Source organism: Paenibacillus koleovorans NBRC 103111 (assembly GCF_004000845.1).
Lineage (GTDB): Bacteria > Bacillota > Bacilli > Paenibacillales > NBRC-103111 > Paenibacillus_AA > Paenibacillus_AA koleovorans.
The window spans coordinates 1-11,666 of record NZ_BIMA01000053.1; the positions used below are offsets into that span (position 1 = coordinate 1).

The window sequence follows — 11,666 nt, forward strand, 5'->3', positions numbered from 1 at the left end:
TCTAACGTAACCACCAAGGATCTCTGGAGTGCTCTTCTCCAGAGGATTTTTTAAAAATTTTGAATCCTTTAGCTTGCTATATTTCAGCTTCACTAAATGTGATAGACCAGCTTCTTCCCCTGTTGCGGTCCTAGGGCTTCACGCTCGAGAATACGATCCAGAATCAGCTTCTCGAAATGGATGAAGCCGCTGTCGCGTTCGCGGGGACGAGCGAGCGTAATGTCTACATCCAGCGTAATTTGCCCGTTCTCGATCAAGATGACGCGGTCCGCCAAGGCGACCGCCTCGCCCACGTCATGCGTGACCAGTACGGCGGTAAATTGCTGCTCCTCCCACAGCCGCTCAATCAACTGCTGCATCTCGATGCGAGTGAGCGCGTCGAGCGCGCCTAGCGGCTCGTCGAGCAGCAGCAAGCGCGGTTCGCCGGCCAGCGCACGGGCCAAGGCGACCCGCTGGCGCTGGCCACCGGACAGAACGCCGGGCCATTCGTCGGCGCGGTCGGCCAGGCCGACTTGCCCCAGCGCTTGCAGCGCCAGCTCGCGGCTTCTCGACTTCACGCCGACCTGCACATTGGCGACGGCCTTTCGCCACGGCAGCAGCCGGGCGTCCTGGAACAGCATGCGCGTATCCTCGCGAATGCCGCGAATCGGCTGGCCGTCGATCTCGAGCGTTCCGCCGCTCGGCGCCTCCAGCCCGGCAATCAGCCGCAGCAGGGTGCTTTTGCCGCAGCCGCTCCTCCCTACGATTGCGACGAACTGTCCGGCGGGGATATCCAGATCGACGCCGCGCAGCACCTGTTTATCGCCGAAGGCTTTGGCGGCCGTGCGTACATGGAGCCCGGCTCCCGGTCGAATGTCGCTCATATTAGTGGTCTCCTCTCGTTATGGTTTGTTGGCATAGTTCGGGTTCCACTTCAACAGACGGCGTTCCAGCAGCTTGGCTGCCGAATCGGACAGCTTCCCGAGCAGCGCATAGAGGAGGATGGCGAACACGACCACGTCCAGCCGCATGAACTCGCGAGCGTTCATCGCCATGTAGCCGATGCCGGAATTGGCCGAGATCGTCTCGGCGACGATGAGTGTCAGCCACATGAACCCCAACGCGTAGCGAAGGCCGACGAGGATAGAGGAGAGCGCCCCGGGTAAAATCACTTCCCGGTAGAAAGCGAAGCCGCTCAGTCCATATACTTTGGCCATCTCGATAACGCCGGGGTCGATGGAACGGATGCCGTGCAGCGTATTCATGTAAATGGGGAAAAACACCCCTAGCGCAACAAGGAAAATTTTCGCGCTTTCGTCGATGCCGAACCATAAAATCACCAGCGGAATGAGCGCCAGATGAGGCACGTTGCGAACCATCTGCAGCGTGCTGTCCAGCAAGCGGTTGGCGGTGGGAGACAAGCCGTTCAGCAGGCCGAGTACAAAGCCGATCCCGCCGCCGATGCCGAGCCCGATAAAAGCCCTCCGCGTACTATCGAGAATATAAATGAAAATTTCACCCGATCGAATAAGCGAAATGCCGGCCGCCGCTACTTTGAGCGGGGTCGGCAGCGTCCGGGTCGATATATAGCCGAACTGTCCAAGCACTTGCCAGACTACAAGCACGAGAATCGGGACATATGCCGGGGAAAACCGGCTATGGAGCCATTTGCCGAGCAGTTTCATGTGCGCTTCCTCCAGCGTGCGGTCCGGTGCGGTTGCCCGGACGTTTGTTATATGCGACCAATTCGCCCGATGCTTCAATCGTACTGAGAGCCGCCTGCGTCGCCTGCGTCTTCAGAGGCAGCAGCGGAAACAAGAGCTCCGCGGCCCGGTACGCCTCCTCCAGGTGAGGGTAGCCGGACAAAATAAACGTCTCGATCCCCAGCTCGCCGTACTCCTTGATTCGGGCAGCTACCGATTCGGGATCGCCGACCAGCGCGGTGCCGGCTCCGCCGCGGACCAGCCCGATGCCGGCCCACAGATTCGGGCCGATGACGAGAGAAGACTTATCGCCCTTATGCAGATCGGCCATGCGCTTTTGTCCCACCGAATCGTAGCGGGTCAGAATCGTTTGCGCCTCCTCGATCGTCGCCTCGTCCACATACCGGATCAGCTGGTCGGCAGCCGCCCAAGCTTCCTCGCTCGTCTCCCGGACGATCACGTGCAGGCGGATGCCGAATCGTACCTTCCGGCCGTTTGCCTCGGCGAGCGACCGGACCTCCGCGATTTTCTTCGCTACATCGGCCGGAGGTTCGCCCCAGGTCAAATAAAAATCGACGTGAGCTGCAGCGATCTGCTGCGCCGCCGGCGAGGAGCCGCCAAAATAAATCGGCGGATACGGCTGCTGAATCGGCGGAAACAGCAGCTCGCTTTCTTCCACCCGCAGATGTTTGCCCTGATACGACACCTTCTCGTTTTGCATCAGCTTGCGCCAAACCGTCATAAATTCGTCGGTCTGCTCGTAGCGGTCGCCGTGGGAGAGGAAGATGCCGTCCCCGGCCAGTTCATGAGGATCTCCGCCTGTCACGACATTGACGAGCAACCGGCCCCCCGACAGCCGATCGAAGGTGGAAGCCATTCGAGCGGCTGTCGAGGGGGACATCAGCCCCGGACGGACGGCGACAAGAAATTTCAGCCGGCGAGTCGCCGGGATGAGCGAGGACGCCGCAACCCAGGCATCCTCGCAAGCTTTGCCTGTAGGGACCAGTACACCGTGATAGCCGAGCCGATCGGCCGCTTGCGCGATTTGGCGAATGTAATCGTAATCGACGGCGCGCGCTCCCGCCGAGGTTCCCAAGTATTTGCCATCTCCGTGAAGGGGGATGAACCAGAACAATTCCATCGTGCATTCTCCTCCCAGTGGAGTAAGATGTAGGTTCATAGCATAAACAGAGCGAGTCGGCAATGAGAGGAGCTACTTCACGGTCGCTTCTTTTACCGAAATTTTGTTCGGAATCAGCTTCAGGTCGAAGAACACATCGGCGATTTTCTGCTGCGCGACGACGATGTTATCCGTAATCGGTTCTACGCCGAAGCCGCGGTGGGACAACGCTTGTTTGAGGGTAGGGACATCTAGACCGAGATTCGGAGCGAGCTTTTCAGCTACTTGGTCTTGGTTTGCCGCCGCCCACTTGTCGGATTCCTGCAGCTGAGCCAGCAGCACATCGAGAGCCGGCTTGCCGGTTTCATAGAACTTGCGGGAAGACAGGTAGTATTCGTAGTTGTCGACAAGACCGGTACCGTCAGCCAACACACGAGCCTTCGTCGCCAACTGGGCGGCCGAGTAGAACGGCTCCCAGATGACCCAGGCATCTACACTGCCTTTTTCGAAAGCGGCTCTCGCATCTGCAGGCGGGAGGAAGACGACCTCGATGTCGGAGTATTTCAAACCTTCCTTCTCCAAATATTTCACGAGCAAATAGTGAACGTTCGAGCCTTTGTTCAGAGCAACCTTCTTGCCTTTCAGATCGGCTCCCGTTTTTATCGTAGATTTCTCCGGCACCAGGATGGCTTCAGCCTTCGGGCTGGCGGGCGAGTGGCCGAGGTAGACGAGCGGCGTACCGGCTGCTTGCGCGAAGATCGGCGGCGCTTCGCCTACGTTGCCAAAATCGATGCTGCCCACGTTGACGGCTTCCAGCAGCTGCGGGCCACCGGGGAATTCCGTCCAGACCGCCTTGTAGCCAATTGCGGCCAGCTTCTCGTCCAGGCCTCCTTTGACTTTCAAAATATTGATCGAGGCGTACTTCTGGTAACCGATGCGAATGGTTTTGTCCACGGTTGGAGCTTTGCTGGGTTGCGCCGATGCGCTTGCGGTTGCTCCAGCAACGGGCGATGAGGTGGGGTCCGACTTGTTCGATCCTTCATTCGAATTGGATGCACAGGCGGATAACACCGACAAGACAAACACAAGTGCCAACATCAACGCTATACGAACCTTTCCATTGTTCCGATACAGCTTCTTTAACATTTCTAACAGCCCCTTTGCTCATTTTTGATTAAAACCAATAATTCCTATGAATTTACTGAGTTTTATTAACGTGAAGGTATCATCCTTGTCGAGATGTGTCAATACAATGAGGAACAATGAGGAGAATGGAGGAGCAATGAGGAAAAATGGCCTTGTTCAGCCGCGTTCGATTATGTAGCTCAGCCTGTAAGTCCTGATTGAAATATGTGCAAGTATCTATTATGATAATGATAAATCCTATATATCCCATAAAAATAGTTGGAATTAATTTGAGGGGGAACAACGACGATGGCCAACGAGCAATTAGGGCTGCTGCGCCTGCAGGAGGCGATGGATCTGTTAGGCGTCAGCCGGGCTACGATCGATCGTTGGCGCAAAGATAAACAGCTGCCTCATATTAAGATCGGCAAGGAAATCTGGATTGATAAAGATAAACTCCAAGCCTGGGTGAGGCTGCACGCACGCGAGTCGGGGGTCGGAGTATCAAACCCGATGCAGGACTCCAAGAAGCGTGTGGTCACTGTCGGTTATCAGAGCGGGGCTGCCTTGTTATGGAGCACGCTGATCATTAAGCAACGCGGGATTTTCGAAGATGAGCTGGAGCGGCTGAGTCCATCGACAGCATACCGAGTGAATTGGCTCCACGCGCCGAACGGAATGGAGCTTGTCGAGAAGCTGATCGGGGGTCATGTGCATATCGCGTCGGTCGGAGACTATCCGTTAATTGCCGGCCGGGCGTTAAGCCTGTTGTTGCCCCGCTTTCAGCCGATGTTCCTTGCGTTCGACGGAAAGGCGCGGAATGGCGGAGGCCTCTCTCTTGTCGTACCCGCCAGGAAGGCGGTACATCGTCCGGAAGAGCTTAGCGGAGCGGTCATCTCCACTGTGGGGAACTCCAGCGCTTCTTATCGGCTGCGAGAGTGGATGAACGCCTATGGGCTGGCAACCGATCCGATCGTACACCGCACGATGCGCGATTGCCTAAACGGCATCCTCGAAGCCAAAGTCGGAGCGAGCTTTATGTGGGAGCCCTACCCGAGCTTGGCGCGATCGCTGGGAGCCGGCGTCTCGCTGCCGTACGAAGGGATTGGCGGCGATTATTTGACCGGACTCATGGCGGACGGTCATTGGGCGCGCGACAATGAGGAGGTCGTCATTGCTTATCTGAAGGCTCATCTTCGCGCTCACAAGTTCATGCGCCAAGAACCGGCGAAGTCCGCCGCCATCATCTCCGAAGCGAGCGGGGTGCCGATTGCGGTTGCAGCCGGCGTCATCTCGGGCATCCGCTGGGATGCCTCCCTCTACAGCAAAGACTTGCAGACGCTCCATCGTCTGAGCGACGGCCAGGCCGACTGGCTTCCGACCGCTAAAATCACCGAGAACCGAGCCGGGTTCGAACTAGGCAATCCGTACTTGCAATACGCCGCACAGGCGCTGAGGCTTCCGAAGTTGCCGGACGCCCCGCTGCCTGGCGACTGGTCACAAGAGTCCATTTATTAGACTGGCCCGGAGCTGCAGGAGGAAAATCTCTATTTGAGAATAATCTCGATCACATTCTCCGTTTAGCCTTCGCTGGAACTGTTTATTGTCTTGCCGACATGCCGCCCCCGAAGTAACGCTGGAGATCTCCAGTGTTACTTTTTTTTGTGTCTTCGAGAGCTTGAATTGAATAAATGGGGTATGCTTCCGTCTGCTGATAATGGCAGATACCTTAGTATACCGTCCTCTAAGACGATCCATGATCGCCCCATTCCGCAGCATTTTCGCAACCAGGGGGTCCGGGCGTTGGGGAGCAACATAAGGGGATGCCAAAAGTCGGATAGTAGGAGCACCGCCCGGCGATGAGCCGGGTTTTACTTCGCCAAGTAGACCCCTAATTACCCTACATCGCATCCAATCGACCGTTTCATCCGTCAAGTAGACCATTTTTACCCTACATCGCATCCAGCCGACCGTTTCATCCGTCACAACACCTTAAGTAGCAACCCGCATCACGCTATTTCGTTCCGGCGTTGTTGCCGCCCAATAGCGGTACGTCATCACGCTTTAGTTATACTTTCTGATCTGTAAAAAAAACGTCGAGACGATTGCTTATCGTCCCGACGCCTATACAACCTATTATGAATTTGTAGCCAGCTTGACCGCCTTGCGGACGAAGCCGCCGGTCTCGACGAGCAGCCGGTCCGCCGTCACGCGGTCGACGCCGGCGAGCAGCATGACCGTCGCCGTCTTCACGTGGCCGTCGGCCGCGTCGTACGCCTCGCTCACTTGCGGCTCCACCGCGCCGGTCGCCAGCGAGATGATCCGCTTGGCGCGATGCACGAGCTTGCCGTTCGACGGATTCAGGTCGACCATCAGGTTGTCGTACACTTTGCCGAAACGGATCATCGCCGTCGTCGTCAGCATATTCAGCACGAGCTTCTGCGCCGTGCCGGCCTTCATACGCGTCGAGCCGAGCACAACCTCTGGACCGACGACGGCTTCGATGACATGATGCGCATACTGGCACATCGGGGTGTGATGGTTGTTGCACAGGCCGATGACCGTCGCGCCCAGCTCCCGCGCGCGCTTCATCGCGCCGAGCACATAAGGCGTCCGGCCGCTGGCGGCGATGCCGACAACCGTGTCGTTCGGCCCTACCTTGAGCAGGTCCTCGATGTCGGCGGCACCGGTCTCGGCACTGTCCTCCGCGCCTTCCACCGGATCCTTGATCGCCCGGTCGCCGCCGGCGATGATGCCCTGCACCATCGAAGGATCGGTACCGTAAGTCGGCGGGCATTCGCTGGCGTCGAGAATGCCGAGCCGTCCGCTTGTACCGGCGCCTACGTAGAGCAGGCGGCCGCCTTTCTGGAACGATTCCAGGATGTAATCCACGGCTTTCGCAATAACAGGCGTCAGCTCTTGAATTTTCTCCGCAATCTGGCGGTCTTCCTCATTGATCAAGCGGACGATTTCTTCGGTCGATTGACAATCGATATTGCGCGTACGAGGGTTCACTTGCTCCGTCGTAAGATCGTCTAATAAATTGGTCATCGGGCACTAACTCCTTTTCGTCTTCAAAGCCAGCAGCGCGGCTCCGTAAGCGGGCGGCTGCTCGGCGGTATGAAACTTTATTTCAGGATATGCATGAGCGACATGGGTGCGAAACACATGCGCGAAAGTAGGGCTGTGCTTGAATACCGAACCTGTCATTACTAAATCGCAGCCTGTGAACCAGCCATCCTTCCGGATCAAAGCGACAGCGGCGGCAGCCAACTCGCCTGCACACGCCTCCACCACAGCCGTCGCCCCCGGGTCGCCTGCCTCGCAGGCGCGGATGGCGATTTCGGCGAAGCCGGCGATATCGCTCTTCTTGACCGACGGCTGGTACACATAAGCCTTCAGCTCCAATAAAGAAGCGAAGCCAAGCCGCTCTAGCAGCGCCGCCGTCATCGAAGTCGGCGGCAGGATGCCGTCGTAGCTGCGCATGACCGTCTTGAGCATGCGTAAGCCTATGTCGTAGCCGCTGCCTTCGTCGCCGAGCAGATGGCCCCAGCCGCCGGTCCGGTACGCGGCGCCGGAAGGCGTCAAGCCGGAGATGATCGAGCCGGTGCCAGAGATGGCGATGATGCCCTCCTCCCGGCCAAGCGTCGCCATCAATGCGATCTGGGCGTCGTTGCGGATCGCACAGTCGAAGCGCATCCCGCGCTCCGCCTTGTATTGCTCCAGATAGCGGTACACGGCCGCTTGCTCATCGTCGGTGCTGACGCCCGACAGCCCGAGCACGACCGAGTCCCACTCGGCGCCGGCCGCAGCAGGCTCGGCGCGAAGCGCATCGAGCAGGGCGGCCAAGTTCGCCATGGCGCCGTCGAACGTGACGGCGTGCGGGTTCGTCGATAGGCCGGCCGTTCTGGCGACGATCGCCGAGGACGGCGTGCCGGAAGCCGGACCGAGAAGCCCCGAAATGGCGGCTTCTGGCATCAGCGCATCCGAACGGAGCGCAATCGCTTCCGTTTTGGTGCCGCCGCCGTCGATGCCGATAGCCAAGCGCATGCCGATCACCTTTCTTTTGAGAGAATACAAATACAACCATGAGACAAGCTCACATCATTTTAACCAAAGTATAAAGGAACGTTCATCACTTTGTAAAATAAAATTTTATGACAAATAAATTTATATTGAAATATTATTACACGCACGATATAATAACGATGTGAAAGCGGTCCCATCCTTTTTTCATTTTTTCAAAGCAAGGACGGGGCTTCCGAAGGGATTCGGTAGGCGGACGAATGACGGCCAGGATGCAGTAGGTAGTATTGCCAAACTTACGAATAACTTGCCGGATTTCCAAGCAAACTGAACTCGTATGCATGCATCACAAACTATTTCGAATCAGGGGGAACGAAGAAGGATGAAAATGAACAAATGGCTAGCCTTATTCATGGTCCTCGTGCTTGTAGCCATCACGGCGGCATGCGGCGGTAAAAAGGCAGAACCTGCACCGCAAACCGGCACCGACACGAAGGTCGACACGACTCCGGACACCGTAAAAGTATGGACCTACCCGGTCCACGCGACTTACGAGAACGATATGAAAGATCTGGTCGCCGACTTCAACAAACAATATCCTCACATTAAAGTAGAGTACGAAGTGCTCTCCTGGGCTGAGGGTCCTAAGAAATTCGACGTTGCTCTGAACGCGGGAGATCCACCGGATCTGTACTTTGGCGCACTGAACGGCGCTTATGTGGACACAGGTCTCGTCCTGCCGCTTGATTCTTACATGACGCAAGCCATCAAAGACGATTTCCAAACCGGTACGCTAGAGACGATGCAGATGAACGGCAAGCAATACGGCCTACCGATCTACCAATCGCTCTGGGGCTGGGGCGCCAACAAACGCATCCTGGACGAAGCCGGCATCGACTATAAGAAAATTCAACAAAACGGCTGGACATGGGATGAATTCCTGGCAGCAGCCAAGAAACTGACCAAGAAGCTTCCAGACGGCTCGACGCAATACGCACTCGTATCCGACGGCACTTCCACGGACCTGATCGATATGCTGAGCCGTGCGAACGGCCTTGTAGACGCAGTCGACGAGAAAGGCTCCTTTATCTGGAACGACGCCAAGATGGCCGACACGTTGAAGTTTATCGAGTCGCTGCGCAAGGACGGTGTCCTTCCTAAGGAAACGGCTGCCTTGACTCCGGCGAAACGTACCGAGATGCTGTATGCCGGCCAAGCGGCGATTATCTCGAAAGGGATTCCGTATTACGACATCATGATCGCCAACCGCAACAAAGACATCGAAGCAGGCAAAGTACAAGGCGAAAAGCTGGACTACATCCAACTGCCGGTTCCTCACGGCAACTCGATTACCGGCTATGGCAAAACTTCCGGCAACGGTGAAGGGTATGTGATGTTCCGTCAGAAGAACGATAAAGGCGCTCAGCATGCCAAAAACGCGTTTTTAGTGATGGAAGCTCTGACAGGGGCAAAAGCGGGCAACTCCGCTAACGAATTGGCGCTTCCATTCGTACGCAAATCGCAAGCGAAAGCATTCGAAGGCAAGAGCTTGGCGAAAGCCGACAACCTGGTCGCTTCCGGCAAAATGCGCGAGAACGCTTCGCCGAACGTAACGCTGAAGATTACGGCTGAGAAAGCGGCTGCTCTGAAGCAATACCGCGAGCAAGTGCTGAAGCCGACGTTCCAAGCGCTTCTGGCCGGCGAGAAGACGGCGGATGCTGCAGCGGCGGACCTCAAGTCGAAGGGCGAGCAAATGCTCAAATAACTCCCGTGCGAGCGGGGTCTTCGGAGCAAGGGGGAATCCGGGCGGTGCAAGCCGCCTGACGGACCGGTTGCTTCGGAGATGGAGGGCCCTGTAGGGAACGGATCCTATAGGGCTCTCCATTTTAACGTATGTTGGAGAATGGAGGAACATAGGTGGAGAATCGCGCAGTTCAACCCAAACCGGCCGCTTCGTCCTTCACTCGCTTTTGGAAGGATTACGGATGGGCTTACTTATTTATTTTGATTCCCGTGCTTTTGTTTGTCGTTTTTACGCTGTATCCGGTCATTTCCGCTTTTATTATGAGCTTTCAGAAATATAACGTTTTGAAATCAAGATGGATCGGCCTGGACAACTACGCCTACATGATGAAGGACGACGTGTTCTGGAAATCCATTAAAAATACAACGGTTTTTACCCTGGCTACTGTTCCGGTAAACATCATCATTACGTTCGTTCTGGCGTTCTTTATTTATCAGATGAAAAATACGTGGCAGACGTTCTTCAAAGCGGCGCTTTATTTGCCGGCCGTCGCTTCCGGGGTTACGATCTCCGTCGTGTGGCTGGCGATTTACGACCCGACCTCGGGCGGACTCTTGAACCGATTCCTAAGCATATTCGGCGTCGATCCGGTCATCTGGCTCGGCCAATCGAGCACGGCGATGTTCTCGCTCATCCTGATGAGCTACCTGGGCGCGCACGGCTCCGGCATCATTCTATATTTGGCGGCGATGGGCGGCATTCCGAAGTCGTTGTACGAAGCGGCCGACATCGACCATGCGAGCGGATGGACGAAGTTCAGCAAAATCACGTGGCCGCTGCTCAAGCCGACGACGCTCTATTTGACGGTAACGGGCGTCATCACCTCGTTCCAGGTGTTCATCAGCGTGTACCTGATGACGCAGGGCGGCCCGAACTTCGCCACGACGACGATCGCTTATTTGATCTATCAGACGGCGTTCCAGTTCTCGAACTTCGGTCTCGCATCCGCGCAATCGTTCGTGCTGGCGGCGATCATCATCATCATCTCCGTCATCCAGTTCAAATTTTTCTCCTCCGATATCGAATATTAGGGTGGTGTGCACGTTGCAATCGAGATCCAAATCAATACTGATAGCGGTGTCCGCAGCGGTGCTCGTCCTCTGGGTGCTCATCTCGATCGTTCCGCTATATTGGATGATCATAGGCTCCTTCCAGGATTCCAAGGCTTCGGCTTCGTTCCAGCCTCGGTGGGTTCCGGATGTCTGGTCGATGGCGCCTTATGAGCGGTTTTTCGGCAAAACGATGGCGGTTCGCTGGCTGTTCAACTCGCTCCTCATTTCTTCCGTCCTGACGGTGACGAACGTCTTCTTCGCCTCTCTGGCGGGTTATGCGTTTGCGAAGCTGAAATTTCCGGGACGCAATTCGATTTTCTGGATTTTGCTTAGTACGATGATGATTCCGGCGCAGGTGACGCTCATCCCGCTGTACGTGCTGATGATCAATGTGTTCGAGCTCGGCAATACGTACACGGCGATTGTGCTTCCCTCACTCGCGACCGTGGGGAATATCTTCCTGATGAAGCAATACATGTCCTCGCTGCCGACATCGCTTATTCATGCGGCACGGATCGATGCGACGAGCGAGTTCGGGATTTTCTGGAAAATTATTATGCCGATGGCGAAGCCCGGGTTGGCGGTATTGGCGATTTTCACCTTCGTGGCTCATTGGAACGACTTCTTCTGGCCTTTGCTCGTCACGAGCAGCAACAGCATGCGTACGATCCAGGTCGGTCTGGCGAGCTTCAAGTTCGCGGAGGCGACGGATTATGGCGCGATTATGGCAGGTGCTACGATCGGTGCGGTACCTATGTTCATCCTGTTCTTCTCGCTGCAGAAATATTTTCTCCAAGGCATTACGATCGGGGCAGTCAAAGGGTAACGGTGCGGTTCTTCATAGCAGGAAAAGGTTC

Annotated in this window: 10 protein-coding genes; 4 read left to right on the forward strand and 6 right to left on the reverse strand. The window is 56.2% G+C overall.

The features are described from left to right. Nucleotides 1–92 precede the first annotated feature (92 nt). From PKO02S_RS17895 to PKO02S_RS17910, 4 genes are all read right to left on the reverse strand, one after another. Nucleotides 93–863, reverse strand: coding sequence for an ATP-binding cassette domain-containing protein (locus tag PKO02S_RS17895; RefSeq protein ID WP_127585211.1), 771 nt, complete (start codon nucleotides 861–863; stop codon nucleotides 93–95). An 18-nt stretch (nucleotides 864–881) separates the two neighbouring features. Beyond that, entirely contained in the window at nucleotides 882–1,664 is a 783-nt protein-coding gene (gene ssuC, locus PKO02S_RS17900; protein ID WP_127585212.1) for an aliphatic sulfonate ABC transporter permease SsuC, read from the reverse strand. After that, nucleotides 1,636–2,823, reverse strand: coding sequence for an FMNH2-dependent alkanesulfonate monooxygenase (gene ssuD, locus PKO02S_RS17905; RefSeq protein WP_127585213.1), 1,188 nt, complete (start codon nucleotides 2,821–2,823; stop codon nucleotides 1,636–1,638). Before ssuD ends, ssuC begins: the two co-directional genes overlap by 29 nt. Before the next feature lie 72 nt (nucleotides 2,824–2,895). Beyond that, nucleotides 2,896–3,948: a sulfonate ABC transporter substrate-binding protein gene (locus tag PKO02S_RS17910; RefSeq protein WP_246067109.1), complete on the reverse strand. Its 1,053-nt coding sequence runs from the start codon at nucleotides 3,946–3,948 to the stop codon at nucleotides 2,896–2,898. Between the two features lie 288 nt (nucleotides 3,949–4,236). Between PKO02S_RS17910 and PKO02S_RS17915 the strand changes: the two genes are divergently transcribed. Continuing rightward, on the forward strand, nucleotides 4,237–5,445 hold the full coding sequence (locus PKO02S_RS17915) for a helix-turn-helix domain-containing protein (RefSeq protein WP_127585214.1): 1,209 nt from the start codon (nucleotides 4,237–4,239) through the stop codon (nucleotides 5,443–5,445). Between the two features lie 618 nt (nucleotides 5,446–6,063). On the opposite strand, the gene murQ is transcribed toward PKO02S_RS17915, so the two are convergent. Further along, nucleotides 6,064–6,978, reverse strand: coding sequence for an N-acetylmuramic acid 6-phosphate etherase (murQ, locus tag PKO02S_RS17920; RefSeq protein ID WP_127585215.1), 915 nt, complete (start codon nucleotides 6,976–6,978; stop codon nucleotides 6,064–6,066). 6 nt (nucleotides 6,979–6,984) lie between these two features. Beyond that, nucleotides 6,985–7,977 (reverse strand): BadF/BadG/BcrA/BcrD ATPase family protein, encoded by a 993-nt coding sequence (locus tag PKO02S_RS17925; RefSeq protein WP_127585216.1) that lies wholly within the window; start codon nucleotides 7,975–7,977, stop codon nucleotides 6,985–6,987. Nucleotides 7,978–8,335: 358 nt separating this feature from the next. On the opposite strand from PKO02S_RS17925, the gene PKO02S_RS17930 reads away from it, so the two are divergent. The 3 genes from PKO02S_RS17930 (at nucleotide 8,336) to PKO02S_RS17940 (ending at nucleotide 11,635) form a co-directional block, all read left to right on the forward strand. After that, a complete protein-coding gene (locus PKO02S_RS17930; RefSeq protein ID WP_127585217.1) occupies nucleotides 8,336–9,718 on the forward strand; it encodes an ABC transporter substrate-binding protein in 1,383 nt (460 codons plus the stop codon). Nucleotides 9,719–9,870: 152 nt separating this feature from the next. Beyond that, on the forward strand, nucleotides 9,871–10,788 hold the full coding sequence (locus tag PKO02S_RS17935; RefSeq protein WP_127585218.1) for a carbohydrate ABC transporter permease: 918 nt from the start codon (nucleotides 9,871–9,873) through the stop codon (nucleotides 10,786–10,788). Nucleotides 10,789–10,801: 13 nt separating this feature from the next. Next, nucleotides 10,802–11,635, forward strand: a complete 834-nt coding sequence (locus PKO02S_RS17940; protein WP_127585219.1) for a carbohydrate ABC transporter permease — start codon at nucleotides 10,802–10,804, stop codon at nucleotides 11,633–11,635. Nucleotides 11,636–11,666: the final 31 nt, after the last annotated feature.

What these genes read in the sequence shown, in the direction of transcription:
- PKO02S_RS17895 (WP_127585211.1), bottom strand. Translation starts at nt 863, where the DNA reads ATGAGCGACATTCGACCGGGAGCCGGGCTCCATGTACGCACGGCCGCC.
- ssuC (WP_127585212.1), bottom strand. Translation starts at nt 1,664, where the DNA reads ATGAAACTGCTCGGCAAATGGCTCCATAGCCGGTTTTCCCCGGCATAT.
- ssuD (WP_127585213.1), bottom strand. Translation starts at nt 2,823, where the DNA reads ATGGAATTGTTCTGGTTCATCCCCCTTCACGGAGATGGCAAATACTTG.
- PKO02S_RS17910 (WP_246067109.1), bottom strand. Translation starts at nt 3,948, where the DNA reads ATGTTAAAGAAGCTGTATCGGAACAATGGAAAGGTTCGTATAGCGTTG.
- PKO02S_RS17915 (WP_127585214.1), top strand. Translation starts at nt 4,237, where the DNA reads ATGGCCAACGAGCAATTAGGGCTGCTGCGCCTGCAGGAGGCGATGGAT.
- murQ (WP_127585215.1), bottom strand. Translation starts at nt 6,978, where the DNA reads ATGACCAATTTATTAGACGATCTTACGACGGAGCAAGTGAACCCTCGT.
- PKO02S_RS17925 (WP_127585216.1), bottom strand. Translation starts at nt 7,977, where the DNA reads ATGCGCTTGGCTATCGGCATCGACGGCGGCGGCACCAAAACGGAAGCG.
- PKO02S_RS17930 (WP_127585217.1), top strand. Translation starts at nt 8,336, where the DNA reads ATGAAAATGAACAAATGGCTAGCCTTATTCATGGTCCTCGTGCTTGTA.